The sequence below is a fragment of the Peptostreptococcus sp. genome, assembly GCF_977045075.1.
Map to the genome: position 1 here is coordinate 1 of NZ_CDRRTB010000044.1, position 12,766 is coordinate 12,766.

15 protein-coding genes are annotated in these 12,766 nt (G+C 37.3%); 11 read left to right on the forward strand and 4 right to left on the reverse strand.

Annotated elements, in window-relative coordinates; translation table 11 throughout:
• The coding region (locus tag ACW6OJ_RS04865; RefSeq protein ID WP_456095919.1) for a transposase at positions 1 to 161 on the forward strand (161 nt) is incomplete at its 5' end.
• Between the two features lie 56 nt (positions 162 to 217).
• Here ACW6OJ_RS04865 and ACW6OJ_RS04870 read toward each other — a convergent pair.
• The gene (locus tag ACW6OJ_RS04870) at positions 218 to 466 is read right to left on the reverse strand and encodes a helix-turn-helix domain-containing protein (protein ID WP_456095915.1); all 249 of its coding nucleotides are present in this window, start codon (positions 464 to 466) and stop codon (positions 218 to 220) included.
• 728 nt (positions 467 to 1,194) lie between these two features.
• Between ACW6OJ_RS04870 and ACW6OJ_RS04875 the strand changes: the two genes are divergently transcribed.
• From ACW6OJ_RS04875 to yihA, 3 genes are all read left to right on the forward strand, one after another.
• Positions 1,195 to 1,341, forward strand: a complete 147-nt coding sequence (locus ACW6OJ_RS04875; protein ID WP_313964088.1) for a hypothetical protein — start codon at positions 1,195 to 1,197, stop codon at positions 1,339 to 1,341.
• A 688-nt stretch (positions 1,342 to 2,029) separates the two neighbouring features.
• A complete protein-coding gene (gene lon, locus ACW6OJ_RS04880; protein WP_314497003.1) occupies positions 2,030 to 4,345 on the forward strand; it encodes an endopeptidase La in 2,316 nt (771 codons plus the stop codon).
• 111 nt (positions 4,346 to 4,456) lie between these two features.
• Positions 4,457 to 5,077 (forward strand): ribosome biogenesis GTP-binding protein YihA/YsxC, encoded by a 621-nt coding sequence (yihA, locus tag ACW6OJ_RS04885; protein WP_293431701.1) that lies wholly within the window; start codon positions 4,457 to 4,459, stop codon positions 5,075 to 5,077.
• A gap of 164 nt (positions 5,078 to 5,241) precedes the next feature.
• Here yihA and hpt read toward each other — a convergent pair whose 3' ends face one another.
• Positions 5,242 to 5,787, reverse strand: coding sequence for a hypoxanthine phosphoribosyltransferase (gene hpt / locus ACW6OJ_RS04890; protein WP_456095916.1), 546 nt, complete (start codon positions 5,785 to 5,787; stop codon positions 5,242 to 5,244).
• Between the two features lie 225 nt (positions 5,788 to 6,012).
• Here hpt and ACW6OJ_RS04895 point away from each other — a divergent pair, with 225 nt between their 5' ends.
• The 3 genes from ACW6OJ_RS04895 (at position 6,013) to ACW6OJ_RS04905 (ending at position 8,551) form a co-directional block, all read left to right on the forward strand.
• A complete protein-coding gene (locus tag ACW6OJ_RS04895; protein ID WP_293436328.1) occupies positions 6,013 to 6,300 on the forward strand; it encodes an ArsR/SmtB family transcription factor in 288 nt (95 codons plus the stop codon).
• Positions 6,301 to 6,466: 166 nt separating this feature from the next.
• A complete protein-coding gene (locus ACW6OJ_RS04900; protein WP_456095917.1) occupies positions 6,467 to 8,194 on the forward strand; it encodes a CoA-disulfide reductase in 1,728 nt (575 codons plus the stop codon).
• Positions 8,195 to 8,332: 138 nt separating this feature from the next.
• On the forward strand, positions 8,333 to 8,551 hold the full coding sequence (locus tag ACW6OJ_RS04905; protein ID WP_455103559.1) for a hypothetical protein: 219 nt from the start codon (positions 8,333 to 8,335) through the stop codon (positions 8,549 to 8,551).
• Positions 8,552 to 8,770: 219 nt separating this feature from the next.
• Here the strand turns inward: ACW6OJ_RS04905 and ACW6OJ_RS04910 are convergent, their stop codons facing one another.
• A complete protein-coding gene (locus tag ACW6OJ_RS04910; protein ID WP_293426458.1) occupies positions 8,771 to 9,193 on the reverse strand; it encodes an NUDIX domain-containing protein in 423 nt (140 codons plus the stop codon).
• A 56-nt stretch (positions 9,194 to 9,249) separates the two neighbouring features.
• Positions 9,250 to 9,927: a HEAT repeat domain-containing protein gene (locus tag ACW6OJ_RS04915; RefSeq protein ID WP_314496975.1), complete on the reverse strand. Its 678-nt coding sequence runs from the start codon at positions 9,925 to 9,927 to the stop codon at positions 9,250 to 9,252.
• 273 nt (positions 9,928 to 10,200) lie between these two features.
• Between ACW6OJ_RS04915 and ACW6OJ_RS04920 the strand changes: the two genes are divergently transcribed.
• The 4 genes from ACW6OJ_RS04920 (at position 10,201) to ACW6OJ_RS04935 (ending at position 12,762) form a co-directional block, all read left to right on the forward strand.
• Positions 10,201 to 10,842 (forward strand): YigZ family protein, encoded by a 642-nt coding sequence (locus tag ACW6OJ_RS04920; RefSeq protein ID WP_293436339.1) that lies wholly within the window; start codon positions 10,201 to 10,203, stop codon positions 10,840 to 10,842.
• Between the two features lie 49 nt (positions 10,843 to 10,891).
• Positions 10,892 to 11,650, forward strand: coding sequence for an NAD(+) synthase (gene nadE / locus ACW6OJ_RS04925; protein WP_456095918.1), 759 nt, complete (start codon positions 10,892 to 10,894; stop codon positions 11,648 to 11,650).
• Between the two features lie 96 nt (positions 11,651 to 11,746).
• Positions 11,747 to 12,469, forward strand: coding sequence for a YebC/PmpR family DNA-binding transcriptional regulator (locus ACW6OJ_RS04930; RefSeq protein ID WP_314496966.1), 723 nt, complete (start codon positions 11,747 to 11,749; stop codon positions 12,467 to 12,469).
• Between the two features lie 11 nt (positions 12,470 to 12,480).
• Entirely contained in the window at positions 12,481 to 12,762 is a 282-nt protein-coding gene (locus tag ACW6OJ_RS04935; RefSeq protein WP_455104935.1) for a hypothetical protein, read from the forward strand.
• Positions 12,763 to 12,766 lie beyond the last annotated feature (4 nt).

The window sequence follows — 12,766 nt, forward strand, 5'->3', positions numbered from 1 at the left end:
TGGTGGAGGGTAAGAATAATAAGATAAAGGTAATTAAAAGAGTATCCTACGGATATAGGAGTTTTAGGAATTTTAAGGCAAGGATAATGCTAATGGAAAGGTATAAGATACAAAAAGGCAACATCCACAGCTATAAGTTTGCTATGGATGCTGCCGCATAATTTAATAGATTTTATTGATTTAAATTATCACCAACGTTATTTGACATAGAGCCTTTTTAATCTATAGTATTTTCTAAGTTGCTATCTACACCATCTGTATCATCGTCTATATATTCAAGTATATCACCTGGCTGGCAATCCAGAGCCTTACAAATATCATTCAGGGTAGAAAATCTTATAGCACGAGCCTTGCCTGTCTTTAGTATTGATAGGTTGGCACTGGTAATACCTATGGTCATAGCCAAGTCCTTGGAGCTGATACCCTTTTTTAGCAGGACTAGGTCTAAATTTATTTTTATTGACATATTGCAAGCACCCTCCTATATTGTTAAATCGTAGTCTTCCTTCATTTTGATTATACCTATGAAGATCTTGTGGAAAACATAAAATAAGCAGTCTAATATAAAAAGTGAAAAAAGTAGGCTGCGGAATTCAATTACATATAAGAGATTACCATGCTTGTTTATAAAGATAGAGTATAGCAACAAGCTTATAAAAAGTGTTATAAAAAGCCTATGCAAGACCAGTAAATATCTAGCATTTTTGATATTTAAAGGAGAAGATTCTTCTATAGTAGTGTATGCTTTATACAGAAAGAGCAGGACTAAAGATACTAAAAGCATAACTATAAATTCAAAAATGAAAGGAGATATATCAAGATGAGAATCAACGACACCCGTTAATCCTATAATAAGTACTAAGAATTGCAATCCAGTGGTTAAAACAATAGAAAACAATAATAGTTGTAACATTACTACGAGAAATTTTCTTTGATACTTGTATATTAGATTTATCAAAGAACTAGACTTTTCACTCTTAAATTTATTTTTATTCCTATTCATAATAAAGCCCCCATTTATAAAAAAATATATGAAATATGTACCAAATATCTTATTTTCAAAAAAATTATACCAGACCTATAAATTAAATTATATAGTCAGATTCATCCTTAATTCTGATAATCTCAGATAATATATCCCCAAAAATAAGCAAGGAAATGGACAATATATAAAAAATAAGAGAGATTAGGTTAATGGTAAGTCCAAAAATAACAAATATACCATCTAACCCCCTATATGTATCTATGAACGTTGAAGTTGCTCCTATTATAAAAAATAAGAGTGAAGTCCACTTCAATAAGGTCACTACCCTAGATGAAAAGGGATTAAGCTTTATTTGATTCAGAGTCATATATACTAGAGTGTAAGAAAGCATGCTAGTTGTAAAATATATCATATAGGAAATCTTAAACACAAGGTCTTTTTCAGTGTAATTTGGATTCAAAATCGACTTTAAATCATCTATGGAAAGTAGAATCCAAGCTAATACAAACAAGACTAGTATAATTTGGATAAAAGAAATTTGCTTTTTATTAATGATTTGGTCCATCATAAAAATTCTCCTTGTCATATAATTGATAAAATAAAATACTGCTTACCTAAATTATAGGGGTAAAATTATTGAAAGTCAATAACAAATTATCGAAAATCAATAATTCACTTCCTAAGCCTATCTTAATAAAAGCCATGCATAATGGAAGATAATTTTTGTGATAAAACAAAACTATAAGAATATTTTTCATAAGTTATATTAATTGAAAAAATAAGAAGGTAAAATTTGCAGTAAAATACCATTAAGAAGCATATTTTTACAAAAAATACCAATAAGTTCTATGTTTTTGGGTAATTGTATTGAAAATAGGTATAAATAAAGTATATAATAAGAATACATTTAAATTTATAGTTTGAAAGGAGTAAGCTATGAGTAAATTAGACGATAAGATAGATGAAATAGAAGTTACTGAGTCTGAAAAGAAAAAAAAGCAGGCAAAGGGCAAGGATGTAATAATATTCAAGGATAGGATAGAGATGCCAATGATCCCTTTGAGGGGGATATCAATCTCTCCATGTATATTACAGTCATTTGATATAGGAAGGTTAAACTCTATAGAGAGTTTTGAGCTATCAATGTTAAATGATGAGAAGATATTCCTTGTTAGTCAGATAGATTCTAGTATAGAAAATCCAACAATTGATGACATATATACAATTGGTACAATATGTAGCATCAAGCAGGTTATTAGGACTTCTGATACCTCTATTAGGGTTTTGGTAGAGGGTATTGAGAGGGCTAGACTTGAGTCTATGAGGATAGATGAAAATGATGCCTGGATGGGTGAAATTACACCTATAGAATTCGATGAAGAAAACTTTACTAAGGAAGAAAAGACAAGACTAGAGGCCTATTCAAGAAGGCTGCTAAGGGGCTTTGAAGAGTACCTAAGTATAGCGGCTGATGTTCCTACTGACGCTGCCATGGACCTTTCAGATGCTGAAGGATATTCTATGATAGTTGATATCGTAGCATCAAGCCTATTCTTGAAGTTTAGTGATAGGCAGAAGGTATTGGTTACACTTGATATTGAGGAAAGGATGAGGCTATTATATGACTACCTACTAGAGGAGCTAGAGGTAATCAAGATAGACAAGAAAATACATAATAATGTCAGAAAGCAGATGAACAAGATCCAGAAGGACTACTACCTTAGGGAACAGCTAAAGGCTATCCAGAAGGAACTTGGCGATATCAGTGATGATGGCCAGGAAAACCAGTATAGGACCAAGCTAGATGAATTAAAAATCTCTGATGAGACTCGTGAGAAGATTGAAAAGGAGATTGAAAAGCTGGAAAGGACACCATCTAATTCTCCTGACTATAGTATTTCAAAGAACTACTTGGACACTATCTTCTCCCTACCATGGAACAAGGAGTCTAGAAACAGGTTTGATATAAATAAGTCTGAAAAAATACTAAATGAAGACCATTATGGCCTGGATGATGTTAAGGACAGGATACTTGAGTATTTGGCAGTAAGGAAGCAGTCAAAGAATATGAAGGCTCCTATCATATGTCTGGCAGGACCTCCAGGGGTTGGTAAGACATCAATTGCCAAGTCTGTTGCTAGGGCAATAGGCAGACCTTTTATAAGGATATCACTTGGTGGTGTAAGGGATGAGGCTGAAATCAGGGGTCACAGAAGGACCTATATTGGGGCCATACCAGGTAGAATTATTAATGCCATGAAGGAGGCCAAGTCTAAAAATCCGGTAATCCTACTAGATGAAATTGACAAGATGTCTAGTGACTTTAAGGGAGATCCGACATCTGCAATGTTAGAAGTATTGGATCCAGAACAGAATAAGTACTTTGTAGACCACTATTTAGAGCTACCATTTGACCTATCAAAGGTAATGTTTATAACAACTGCAAATGACCTAAGACAGATACCTAGGCCACTACTTGACAGGATGGAAGTTATAGACATTGAAGGATATATAGAAGAGGAAAAGCTAGAAATAGTTAAGAGATATATATTGAAGAAGCAGGTCAAGGAAAATGGCCTAACTAAGGGCTTTATTACTATTGATGACGATGTAATCAAGTTTATCATCAGTAGGTACACTAGGGAGTCCGGAGTAAGACAGCTAGAGCGTACAATTGCCAAACTATGCAGGAAGGTTGTCAAGGAAATGGTTGGAAATCCAAATATGAAGCCAATCAACTTGACTAAGGAAAAGGTGGTAGAGTACCTAGGAACTGAAAAGTTCAAGGAGGAGCCACTTGACCTTAATCCTCAGGTTGGTGTAGTAAATGGTCTAGCCTGGACAGCTGTAGGTGGAGTTACCCTAGAGGTAGAGGTTAGTGCCCTGCCAGGAAAGGGTGGTATAGTACTAACAGGTATGATGGGTGATGTCATGAAGGAATCTGCCAGAACTGGTATTTCATATATAAGGTCTATAGCAGACAAGCTGGGTATACCAGCTGACTTCCACAAGGATAAGGATATACATATCCATATACCAGAGGGAGCTACTCCTAAGGATGGTCCATCTGCAGGTATTACTATGACCCTAGCAACTATATCTGCCCTAACAGACAGGCCGGTACCAGGTAATATAGCCATGACTGGTGAAATTACCCTACGTGGTAGAGTATTGCCAGTCGGTGGTGTAAGAGAAAAGGTCCTAGCTGCTTACAGGATGGGTATCAGGAAGATTATCCTACCTAAGGACTGCAAGGCTGATATCGACAAGATACCAGAAAATGTAAGGCAGGATATAGAATTTGTATTAGTAGAGACTATGGACCAAGTGATTGACATAGCCTTGATGGAAAAAGAGTAGGTTACTAATATGGCTAAAAATAATACCAAGAAAAAGAATAATAAAAAGACTTTGTCAAGTCCTCCCCAGTATTATAAGAGCCGCCAAAGTGAGGTTCCAACTGAGGAGATAATGAAGATTAGGAGTGCTGAAATCACTATGAGCGCCGTCAACAAGAGCCAGTATCCAGCCGAGGGTATACCAGAGATAGCCCTAGCAGGTAGGTCTAATGTTGGCAAGTCCTCACTGATTAATGGTCTTCTAAATAGGAGGACATTTGCTAGAACATCTTCAACACCTGGTAAGACGAGGACTATAAATTTCTACCTAATAAATAATGAGTTCTACTTTGTAGACCTGCCAGGATATGGATATGCCAAGGTGTCTAAGACGGAAAAGGAAAAGTGGGGTGGCATCATGGAACGCTACCTAGAGGACAGGGAAGAGTTGTGTGCTATCTTTCTCCTAGTTGATGTGAGGCATGAACCGACAGCAGATGACCAGATGATGTACGACTGGATCAAGCACTTTGGTTATGACTGTGTAGTAGTTGCTACTAAGGCAGATAAGATAACCAGGGGTCAGTACCAAAAGCATGAGGCCATCATAAGAAGGACTCTGAATATGGACAAGGATGACAAGGTTATAATTACATCTTCATCCAAGAAAAATGGTCTAGAGGACCTTTGGGAGACAATAGTAGCCCAGTATGAAAAATATGGCTACCAGATTACATATGAGAAAATGGTATAGATTATGCCTAGGACAAATATAAACTAAAAATAGAAAAAAGGAAATACCACTTATTTCCTAAAAATAACCCGGATTAGGAGCCTAATCCGGGTTATTTTAACGATATTTTAGTATTTTACGTATGAAATTTATGATAAGATAAACTTTAGCTAGTCTGTTTTTTCCTACAATGGTTCATCAGTAACATTGAATATATAAGGGACATTCCTATACATATCTTCAAAATCAAAGCCATAGCCAACTACGAACTTATCCTCTATAGTAAAACCAATATAATCAGGTACAAATTCTACCTGCCTCCTGCTTGGCTTGTCTAAAAGTACGCAGGTCTTAAGACTCTTAGGATTTTTTCTTGCTATATGCTTGTAAACAAAGTCCATTGTATTGGCTGTATCAGCTATGTCATCAAGAAGGATAACATCATACTGGCTTAGGTCGTCTATTGTAATATCTGACTGGACCCTAACCCTTCCACTAGAATCTGTGGAGTCACCGTAGCTTGATGTAGTCATAAAGTTGACTTTTAGCCTTGGTAGGTCTATTGCCCTCACTAAGTCTGCACAAAAGATAAAGCTTCCCTTAAGTAGGGATATAACTAGTGGCTTCTTGTCCTGATAGTCATTTTTTAATTGCTGACCAAGCTCTTTAATTCTAGCCTCTAGGGCTTTCTGGTCATACATAATTTCCCATTTTCTTTCTTCTATATTCATTGCAACCTCCATATACTTGCTTCATGATGAATCAATATAATAATATTATAGCATACTTTCTATTTGTCGGAATATATCCATTAAAATTAAAAGAGGATATATGGGAGAAAAGGATAAAATAGATATTGACATGATATATTCAAATATTGTAATATATAAATATACAGAAAAAGACATATAAAAAGAATAATTTATAAGAGTATATATAGATATGGAGGTGAATCTATGGAAGAACTAAATGTAAATGCCCAGTCTCTAGTAGATTATGCAAATATACTAAAGGCCATAGCTCATCCAGCTAGGCTGTGCATAGTAAAGGGCTTGGTTAAGGATGGTCCTAGCAATGTATCCAACATGCACGTCTGTCTAGAGCTTGCCCAGTCAACAGTTTCCCAGCACCTATCAAAGCTCAAGGCAGCAGGTATTATCAAGGGTGATAGGAATGGTACAGAAATCATTTATTCCATAGATAATGATTTTGTGGCCGATATAGTAAAGACTATGAAGGACTAACAATGAAGGACTAATATAGTTAAGAAATACTGTGAAGGACTAAAGATTATTTAAGAAAGGTTATGAAGGACCAAATACAAGGCTTGGTTAGGTGGATCAAGGCTTGACCACATGCTTTAGCTTGTGAAATGAAAGTATCAACTTATAAGATTGAGAGGAGAAAAATATGAAAAAGATACTGATTGTAGGTGGAGTTGCAGGTGGAGCAACAGTAGCGGCTAGATTAAGAAGACTAGATGAAACATCTAATATTATAATGTTTGAGAGAGGTGAATACATCTCTTTTGCCAACTGTGGTCTACCATACTATATAGGCCAGGTAATAACTGAGAGAGATGCCCTACTAGTACAGACTGTGGAGGGTATGAGTAAGAGGTTTAATCTAGATATAAGAAACTTCAGTGAAGTTACTGCTATAGATCCTGACAAGAAGGAAGTTACAGTCAAGAATGTGCAGACAGGACAAGAATACAAGGAGTCATATGATGAATTGATTCTTTCGCCAGGTGCCAATCCAGTCAAGCCTCCAATTCCAGGACTTGCAGATGCTGATAATGTATTTACCCTAAGAAATATACCGGATACAGATGCTATCAAGGCCTTTGTGGATCAAAAACAGCCTAAGGAAGCAGTAGTAATCGGTGGTGGCTTTATAGGAATAGAAATGGCTGAAAACTTGGTTGAAAGAGGAGTTAAGGTCCACCTGGTAGAAATGCTTGACCAGGTAATGGCTCCATTTGATTTTGAAATGGCCCAGATCCTTCATGCCCACATGATAGACCACGGAGTTGACCTGGTATTGGGAGATGGTGTAGATTCTTTCAAAGACAATGGCAATACTATTGTATTAAAGAGTGGTAGGGAAATACATACAGACCTGACTATCCTATCGATAGGTGTTAAGCCTGAAAATGAATTGGCTGTATCTGCCGGCCTAGAAATGGGACCTAGGGGTCATATAAAGGTAAATGACAAGCTAGAAACTTCTAAGCCACACATATATGCCCTTGGTGACGCTATAGAAACTCAGGATAGGATATACGGTCAGCCAGCAAGTATAGCCCTAGCATCTCCAGCCAATAGACAGGCAAGAATTTTAGCCGACATTTTAAACGGTATAGACGTAAGATATAAGGGTGCCTTGGGTACGTCTGTTGCCAAGGTATTTGATATGACTGCATCGTCAACAGGTAAGAATGAAAAGAACCTTAGACAGATGGGTATAGACAACTACAAGGTAGTTCACCTTCACCCATTGTCAAATGCAGGTTACTACCCAACAGCTATGCCACTTGATTTCAAACTAATTTTTGAAGTACCAAGTGGAAGGATTTTAGGAGCCCAGGCAGTTGGTTATACAGGGGTTGAAAAGAGAATAGATGTAATAGCTACAGCTATAGCAGGAGGACTTACAGTTAGGGATTTAGAGGATGTAGAGTTGGCCTACGCACCACCATTCTCATCAGCTAAGGATCCAGTAAATATGGCTGGTTATGTAGCTACAAATATACTTGATGGCCTAGTGAAGACAGTTACAGTTGACAAGATAGATGATTTGCTTGCCCAGGGAGCCTTCTTAATAGATGTTAGGACACCAGAGGAATATGAGCTTGGTTCTATAGAAGGGGCAATCAATATACCATTAGACGAGTTGAGAGATAGGCTTGATGAAATACCTAAGGACAAGGATGTATATATAATGTGCCAGGTAGGTCTAAGAGGCTACCTATCTACTAGAATCCTGACTCAAAACGGATATAGGCCAATCAACCTTGATGGTGGCTATAGCTCATACTCACAGTTGAAGCTAAATGTAAATAAGGATTCAAATGCTGATAGCCTTGGTGGTTTGGGGATTGCTTGTACAGATAACTCAGATGTAATAAAGAAGTAGGCTAAAGCTAGATATCAAGGCCTACACTATGGATATTTTGAGGTTCCATATACAAAAATACAAAAAAAGCTTGAAAAATTTCTTATTCAAGGTATAATGGAAAGGTAGTGTAAAAAATCCAATGTAAGGAGATCCATTATGAAATATAAGACTAGACAGATTCGAGAAATGAATTTTTCAAGCATCGAAAGAAAGAAAGTTTTTGAAGCCAAGCAGAGGATAGCCGTTGAAAAGTTCGGCAATATGTTTGAGGATGATACCTTCTTTGCTCTTGAACTAGAGTTAAATCTTGATCTAAGGAAAGACTTAGACAAAGAGTACGATGTTAGATACAATTTGAATAGAAAAATGAATTAGTAATATCCATAGACTTAAAAATGGGGTCAGGCTAATATAGCCTGGCCTCATTCTCATATAAAAGGTCTTGGAGTAAATAAAAAGGGCACTACACGACCAAGCGTCATGTGTAATGCCCTTAAAGGTGACTAGCTATATAAGTCAGTCCCTATATTTAGAGTTATATATAAGTACTCCCCTTATCTTCAAGCAAGTGAAGATATACAAATATATGAAGTATTATTTCTCATCATTTTTCTTGTAGTTCTTATACTTCTTATAAGAAACATCCACTAGAGATTTTTCTTTGCTATGTGTCAACATTTCTAGTGCTTCAGATACCTTATAGAAGCCACCGCCCATAAATTCACCAGTTAAGGCAACATCAGGCTTAGGAGATTCCATAACATACCACATAATTGCATTGCATACTCTCTGGTTTCTACTCCTTGAGAAAAATTCATATATAGTATCACCAGCTATATCAAGTATTTTAGCATCAACACCAGTCTCAAATTTTACCCTATCAATTGCACTTTCATGAGGTAAACCATCGCCAATAATCTTACCCTTAGGTAAAGTCCATTCGCCCTTATCATTCTCAACTAGTAGAACCTTATTTGCGTAAAAAACAACACCACCAGAACAACGTCTCACTATCATTTTGAATCCCTCCAGTTTAATAAGTAATATTACTGTACCACGCATCTACGTGGTTATTATTTGATTTTGTACTTGAAATATAGTTTGTCCAAAGAAAGGACACAGGCCCTAATCACGTATTCCTTTTCAAAATCTGTCTTGTTTTTAATAACATTTTCTAAGACTTTTATACTGTTCCTATTTCCGATATCTCCTAAGAATTTTGCACAATACTGTCTGATTTGAGGATTGTCATCCATAAGTCCCATCTCTATAACAGAGGCACTAGTCGAGCTGCCAATTTTACCTATGGCTGAGTAGGCTATCCTCCTAAGATTTGAGTGACCCTTTTGAGTTAGGGGATAGAGGATATTTAAAAACCTGTCATCCCTAAATTCTCCAACGGTCCAGACTAGAACCATCAAATCATCAACATTATTAAGCTTTAAAATACCTTTATAGACCTGTCTTTTAAAAGCATTTTTATCCTTATCAGATAAATTTTCCAAAAACTTAAGGCGCTCTTCCTTAGTCAAGGTAAGGTAGTCCATGATTACATCGCAGTCACTATCCTTTTTGCTTTTTTGTTTCGACTTACGAATCTCAGTCTTGGCAGCGATCAGCTGTAGGTTGACCTCATCTTGTGACATATTCCTTACTCTTGCTATCTGAGGTACAGTTAGCGAGTCTCTATAAAGGAGATAAGTAATAAAGTAATCCTCAAGGTTGTCGACATTATCCCATCCTATTACCAAGTTTGTCCCCTCCTTAATGATTTCTAGGCCTAGTGAGAACTAGTACTACCAGGGCCTAAAAATTATATTATAATCTTATTCTATAAAAGTATACGATTTCCTTTTTATTGATAGAAATTCTTTATAAAATTTTTAAAATATTCCGAAATATTCAACGATTTGATTTAGAAATATTTTCTAGAAATGAATTACTTGACAGATAATCAGCCACTTTGTCAAAAAAAATCACTTATATGTGGTATAATAAGAATATTGAATGAAAGGGGTGTTTTGGTGGATACATACAGGACGATACACGACTATGGTACAGACCAGGTAACAATAGAAAAGTCCCTTTTCATCGGTTATGCCAAGCCGGTTGAAAGTGAAGAAGAAGCGAGGGCTTTTATAGCCGAAATTAGCACCAAACACAAGGATGCTACCCACAATGTTTGGGCCTATGTGATTGGACAAAATATGAATATACAGAGATATAGTGATGATGGCGAACCCCAAGGAACTGCCGGAATACCTACCCTAGAGGTTATAAAAAAAGAAGGCCTATGCAATGTTGTAGTAGTAGGCACCCGTTATTTTGGTGGAATCAAGCTGGGGGCAGGAGGCCTAGTTCGTGCCTACACGAAGACTGCAAAGATAGGCCTTGATGCAGGTCAGATAGTTGAGAAAATGCCCTTTATTGAAGTGGCTATCGGCTTGGACTACACACTATTGGGCAAGGCCCAAAATGAGCTGGCCAACAGGGGCTACCACGTAAAGGATATAGAGTATACAGATAGTGTAAACATTATAATTAACTGTGAAGAAGACAGGTTAGGAGACCTCAAGGCCTTGTTCATAGAATTGACTAGTGGCCAGGCCCAAATAGAGGAGAGAGGAAGCTTTTACCAGTCTGTGAAGGACGGAAAAATTTTATAGCTATAAATTTGCAAGTATAAAAATATGACTAAATTAATTGGAGGATTTTATGTTGACTAGAAGACAGCAGATAGACAAGACTGTAGAATGGATAAGGGCAAAGGTAGAGGAAGCCCATTGTAGGGGTGTAGTAGTGGGCGTATCAGGTGGTATAGATTCAGCTGTAGTTGCCTACCTAATCAAGGAGGCCTTTCCTGACAATTCCATGGGTGTAATAATGAACATTAAGAGTAACCCCCAGGACAAGATTGATGGTATGAAGGTTATTGATGGGTGTGGTATTGAATACCTAGAATTTGACCTTGACCAGCCACAGATAGAAATTTTAAATATGGTGACTGACAAGCTTAAGGACAAGGGCCTTTATAGGGAAGAGGCCTTAAAGATGACAGATGCCAATCTTAGGGCCAGGATCAGGATGTCTACAGTGTATACAGTGGCCAACAACCTAGGCTACCTAGTAGCAGGAACTGATAATGCTGCAGAAATACACACAGGCTACTTTACAAAGCATGGTGATGGGGGTGTAGACTTCCTACCGATAGCCAACCTTACAAAGGGTGAGGTATTTGAATGGGCCAAGGAATTGGGCATCCATGAGGACTTAATCAATAAGGCTCCATCGGCAGGTCTATGGGAAGGCCAGACAGATGAGAGTGAAATGGGAACTAGCTACAAGTATATAGATATGGTTATTGAGGGCAAGGCTGACCAGGTACCTGAAAAAGACAGGGCTATAATAGACAGACTTCATAGGATTAGTGAGCACAAGAGGGTACCAGCCGCTAGACCACCAATTTTCGAATAAGGGATATTAACGAATAGGAAAATATGTGATATAATGTTTGAGGACAATCCGTATAAAGTGTTTTAAATATATAAATAAGTAATAAGGAGTGAAATTATGGGTCGTATTCATAATATTGAAGGAAGAAAAAATAAGCAGGACGCAGCAAGATCTAATGTATTTACTAAGCATGCAAGGGCTATTGCAGTTGCAGCCAGAGAGGGTGGAGGAGATCCAGAATACAATGCATCTCTAAAGGCGGCCATAGTTAAGGCAAAGTCAGACAACATGCCTAATGATAATATAGACAGGGCCATCAAAAAGGGTGTTGGTGGCGGTGAAGGAGAAAACTACGAGTCAATAACTTATGAGGGTTATGGACCAGGTGGTGTAGCCATAATAGTTGAAACCTTGACTGACAACAAGAACAGGACAGCTGGTAACGTAAGGTATTACTTTGATAAGAACAATGGTAACCTAGGAACGCCAGGTTGTGTATCCTTTATGTTCGATAGGAAGGGACAGATCTTTATAGCTGCAGATGAAGCAGATGAGGATGAGTTGATGGAAATATCTCTAGACCTAGGTGCAGAGGACTTTATAGCTGAAGAGGTTGGCTACGAAATATTGACTGCTCCAGAAGACTTCAATGAAGTAAGAGATGGTCTAGAAGCAAAGGGATACAAGTTCTTGGCAGCTGACGTTAAGCTGATACCTCAGACTACAAGTGTCCTAGAAGAAGATGGTCAGATAAAGTCTATGGAAAAGCTATTAGACGTACTAGAAGAAGATGATGATGTACAGAATGTACACCACAACTGGGAAATGCCTGAAGCATAGGAAGGATAGCTATGGAAAGTATGAACATAGGTCAGGAATTTGACGTAAGGAAGTATAACATGTCTATGTACCAGATAGGTACATTTGTCTTTAACTATAGGGAAGAGGAAGAGGATGGTGAGAAGTTTGTTGAAATAGATGTTTATAAGCTAAGTCATCCAGTGGTTCTATACATAAAGACTTACAGGGCCCCTCATTTCGAGGAAACTCAGCCGGTAGGTGTTTGTGAAGCCCTATATGAAGAGTTCTACCTATCAGCAGACCAGGAGTCTGAAGAAGGTCAGGAGTCATAAGAGT

Excerpts from the sequence above, each read along its gene's own strand:
- ACW6OJ_RS04870 (WP_456095915.1), bottom strand. The coding sequence starts at position 466 with ATGTCAATAAAAATAAATTTAGACCTAGTCCTGCTAAAAAAGGGTATC.
- ACW6OJ_RS04875 (WP_313964088.1), top strand. The coding sequence starts at position 1,195 with ATGGTAAGTCCAAAAATAACAAATATACCATCTAACCCCCTATATGTA.
- lon (WP_314497003.1), top strand. The coding sequence starts at position 2,030 with ATGCCAATGATCCCTTTGAGGGGGATATCAATCTCTCCATGTATATTA.
- yihA (WP_293431701.1), top strand. The coding sequence starts at position 4,457 with ATGAAGATTAGGAGTGCTGAAATCACTATGAGCGCCGTCAACAAGAGC.
- hpt (WP_456095916.1), bottom strand. The coding sequence starts at position 5,787 with ATGAATATAGAAGAAAGAAAATGGGAAATTATGTATGACCAGAAAGCC.
- ACW6OJ_RS04895 (WP_293436328.1), top strand. The coding sequence starts at position 6,013 with ATGGAAGAACTAAATGTAAATGCCCAGTCTCTAGTAGATTATGCAAAT.
- ACW6OJ_RS04900 (WP_456095917.1), top strand. The coding sequence starts at position 6,467 with ATGAAAAAGATACTGATTGTAGGTGGAGTTGCAGGTGGAGCAACAGTA.
- ACW6OJ_RS04905 (WP_455103559.1), top strand. The coding sequence starts at position 8,333 with ATGAAATATAAGACTAGACAGATTCGAGAAATGAATTTTTCAAGCATC.
- ACW6OJ_RS04910 (WP_293426458.1), bottom strand. The coding sequence starts at position 9,193 with ATGATAGTGAGACGTTGTTCTGGTGGTGTTGTTTTTTACGCAAATAAG.
- nadE (WP_456095918.1), top strand. The coding sequence starts at position 10,892 with ATGTTGACTAGAAGACAGCAGATAGACAAGACTGTAGAATGGATAAGG.
- ACW6OJ_RS04930 (WP_314496966.1), top strand. The coding sequence starts at position 11,747 with ATGGGTCGTATTCATAATATTGAAGGAAGAAAAAATAAGCAGGACGCA.
- ACW6OJ_RS04935 (WP_455104935.1), top strand. The coding sequence starts at position 12,481 with ATGGAAAGTATGAACATAGGTCAGGAATTTGACGTAAGGAAGTATAAC.